A 3,000-nucleotide genomic window follows, 5' to 3' on the forward strand; every position below is an offset into this window, starting at 1 on the left:
AGGGCAGGGAGATTTTACGAAATATATTGTTATCCTGTTTTTAATGAGGAAGGAAAGGTATCAAGATTAGTTATTTTTGCCCGCGACATCACCGACCGTAAAGAAGCAGAAGATATGGTAAGAGAGAGCGAAGAAAAATACTGTAACCTCTTTGAAAATTCTGTTATGGGAATTTTCCGAACCACTCCAGATGGTCATTACTTGAGTGCCAATCCTGCCGGAGCTAAGATGTACGGTTATAAATCGCAAGAAGAAATGATACAATCCGTCACAGATATGGCTCATCAGATATATGTTCACCCCGAAGACCGGAAACGGTTTAAAGAACTGATAGAAAGTAGTGGATTTGTTGAAGGCTTCGAAGCAGAGCATTACACCAAAGACGGAAGCAAAATATGGGCCTTCATGAATGCACGTATTGTCCGTGATATGTCAGGCACCATATTTTACTATGAAACCACTTCTCAGAATATCACCAATCGCAAGCGGGCCGAGGTAGCACTCAAGGAGAGTGAACAAAAATACCGCTCCATCTTTAAGAACTCTGTGGAAGGCATCTTCCAGACCACCCCTGAAGGAAAATTTCTCAGTGTAAACCCTGCACTTGCGAGAATGATTGGGTATGATTCACCCGAAGAATTAATAAAGGGAATTACCGATCTGGCGAAAAAGGGATATGTAAACCCTGAAGACAGGGTAATGTATAAAAAGATTATTGAAAAACAGGGTATCATTCAAGGATTTGAGATACAACACTACAGGAAAGACGGAAGTATATTCTGGGTTTCAATCAATTCCCGTGCGGTGAAGGATGCCACTGGAAAAGTCCTCTACTACGAAGGCGCCGTTGAAGACATCACCTCACGTAAACAAGCCGAAGAAGAACTCAAACAAACCCTTGAGAAACTGAGAAAGACCTTAGCAGGCACCATCCAGGCTATGTCACTGACCGTAGAGACACGAGACCCCTATACCTCGGGTCACCAGAAGAGGGTATCTAATCTTGCCCGGGTAATCGCCCAGGAGATGGCCTTACCAAAGGATGAAGTTGACAATGTCCGTATCAGGCATCATCCACGACATCGGGAAGATGTCAGTACCGGCTGAGATCTTAAGTAAGCCAACGAAACTATCGAATATGGAATTTGGTCTCATCAAGGTCCATCCTCAAACAGGGTATGACATATTAAAAGAGGTTGAGTTACCCTATCCCATAGCTGAGACAGTCCTCCAACACCATGAGCGATTAGATGGCTCAGGATATCCTCAAGGGTTAAAAGGCGAGAATATTATCCTTGAGGCTCGTATACTCGCTGTTGCTGATGTAGTGGAAGCCATGGCCTCCTACAGGCCCTATCGACCAGCTCTCGGGATAGATGCAGCACTGGAGGAAATAGAAAAGAACAAAGGCATCTTATATGATGCTGAGGTAGTTGAGGTATGCCTGAAGCTGTTCAGGGAGAAAGGGTTCAGGTTTTGAACAAAATATATGATCCTGATGAGCCTATTTGTCTTACCTGATTTTACTTCTCAATCGTCTGCTTCTCATTTGGTATTGGCAGGTATTGATTTAACCACAGTATCAAAGTTATTAGGACACAAAACTCCCCATGACATTGAGATATGTTCATCGCTCACCAAATCACATAGCTAAAGCAGTATATATTCTGGATAATATCCTAAACAATAAAATCAACTGAACGAAAACTATACGTGAGGGTAGGGGATGTCTATAAATCAATAGCCGACGCGGGGATTCGAACCCTGGACCTGCTCATTACGAGTGTTTCCTATGGGGTATGGTAACATTCCCCGATTCTTACCCTTTAGCACCTTATTCTTACCACTTAAGACAAGTTTCAGGCATGGGGTTTCCCTATTTTAAGGGCTACATTCCCCATGCCTACTATACAAAAACTATACAATTTTGAGCAAAGTGAGGTTATTTATGGTGATAAATCTGAGGACCTTGAAAAAAGATAACGAGATTCGAGAAAGCATAACTAAGGATATAACCGACCCCCAGGCCGTTGCAAGGGTTTTAACGGCCATCTTGAAAACAGAGGATAAGATTGATCAGAAGAAAGAGCACTTCTGGTGCATAGGGCTAAACACAAGAAATATCATTGAATATCTGGAGTTAGTTTCCCTTGGAACTTTAAGCGCTTCTCTTGTACATCCCCGGGAGGTTTTCCGGCGCGCCATTTCATATGGTGTTAGTAGTATAATTTTGGGACACAATCATCCCTCAGGCACTACGGATCCTTCAGAGGAGGATATTAAAGTTACAAGGAAATTAGTTGAGGTTGGTAAAATAGTAAGCATCGAGGTTTTGGACCATGTGATTGTATCGCAAAAGAGTTTTAATAGCTTAAAGGCGAGAGGGTTGATATAACCCGAGCAGGATCTCATCGGGTAATTAAAAGAAAGCTGACCTGGAAGGGATATAAAAAGATGAGGGGCGGTCCAGGTCACTGCCCCTTCCTCAATATCGAGGTTGAGACGTGACACAGGCGGGCTGTGGATGCGTTTTGAACCGGGGGTAATGGTTCAGTATGGGTAGAGGCAAGAAAAGAACCTACACGCTAAAACTGAGGGTGTGTTATTGCTGCACCAGGGACATGCGCAACCTGGTATTGAGACAGAGTTTGCATTTTAACGAAGAACAATTTTTCATTTGCATTGTCAATATTTATTGGTATAATAGACCAAGCATATGAAGACACAACTGGTATTTCACCAGAAGGTCACAAATGAAAAAGGAGGGACTGTTGAGGTTAAAATCTGGGAGCTTCCGCAAACCTCAAAGGATAAACCGCACGGATACCGGTATTCACTCGTCTATATCCTCAACGGTACACGGATAATAGGCTACGATAATGGAGAGAGAAAGGGCGACCACAGGCATTACGGGAATAGAGAAGAGCCGTATAGGTTTATCAGCATTGAAAGGCTATTTGAAGATTTTTACCGTGATATAAGGAGGTGTTCGAGATGAAG

At 43.0% G+C, this 3,000-nt stretch carries 4 protein-coding genes; all 4 read left to right on the plus strand.

Annotated features, from left to right (window positions below; all coding sequences use genetic code 11):
* Positions 1 to 1,107 (plus strand): PAS domain S-box protein (locus tag NTU69_12355; GenBank protein ID MCX5804298.1); only part of this gene is annotated, 1,107 nt, incomplete at its 5' end.
* Positions 1,055 to 1,480, plus strand: a complete 426-nt coding sequence (locus NTU69_12360) for an HD domain-containing protein (GenBank protein MCX5804299.1) — start codon at positions 1,055 to 1,057, stop codon at positions 1,478 to 1,480. The genes NTU69_12355 and NTU69_12360, both read left to right, overlap by 53 nt.
* 468 nt (positions 1,481 to 1,948) lie before the next feature.
* Positions 1,949 to 2,395 (plus strand): hypothetical protein, encoded by a 447-nt coding sequence (locus NTU69_12365; protein ID MCX5804300.1) that lies wholly within the window; start codon positions 1,949 to 1,951, stop codon positions 2,393 to 2,395.
* A 321-nt stretch (positions 2,396 to 2,716) separates the two neighbouring features.
* Positions 2,717 to 2,998 (plus strand): DUF6516 family protein, encoded by a 282-nt coding sequence (locus tag NTU69_12370; protein MCX5804301.1) that lies wholly within the window; start codon positions 2,717 to 2,719, stop codon positions 2,996 to 2,998.
* The last annotated feature ends 2 nt before the right edge of the window (positions 2,999 to 3,000 follow it).

Source organism: Pseudomonadota bacterium (assembly GCA_026388215.1).
Taxonomy (GTDB): domain Bacteria; phylum Desulfobacterota; class Syntrophorhabdia; order Syntrophorhabdales; family Syntrophorhabdaceae; genus JAPLKF01.

Bases quoted from the DNA above. Each gene is read 5' to 3' on its own strand.
- NTU69_12360 (MCX5804299.1), top strand. From the start codon at position 1,055: ATGTCCGTATCAGGCATCATCCACGACATCGGGAAGATGTCAGTACCG.
- NTU69_12365 (MCX5804300.1), top strand. From the start codon at position 1,949: ATGGTGATAAATCTGAGGACCTTGAAAAAAGATAACGAGATTCGAGAA.
- NTU69_12370 (MCX5804301.1), top strand. From the start codon at position 2,717: ATGAAGACACAACTGGTATTTCACCAGAAGGTCACAAATGAAAAAGGA.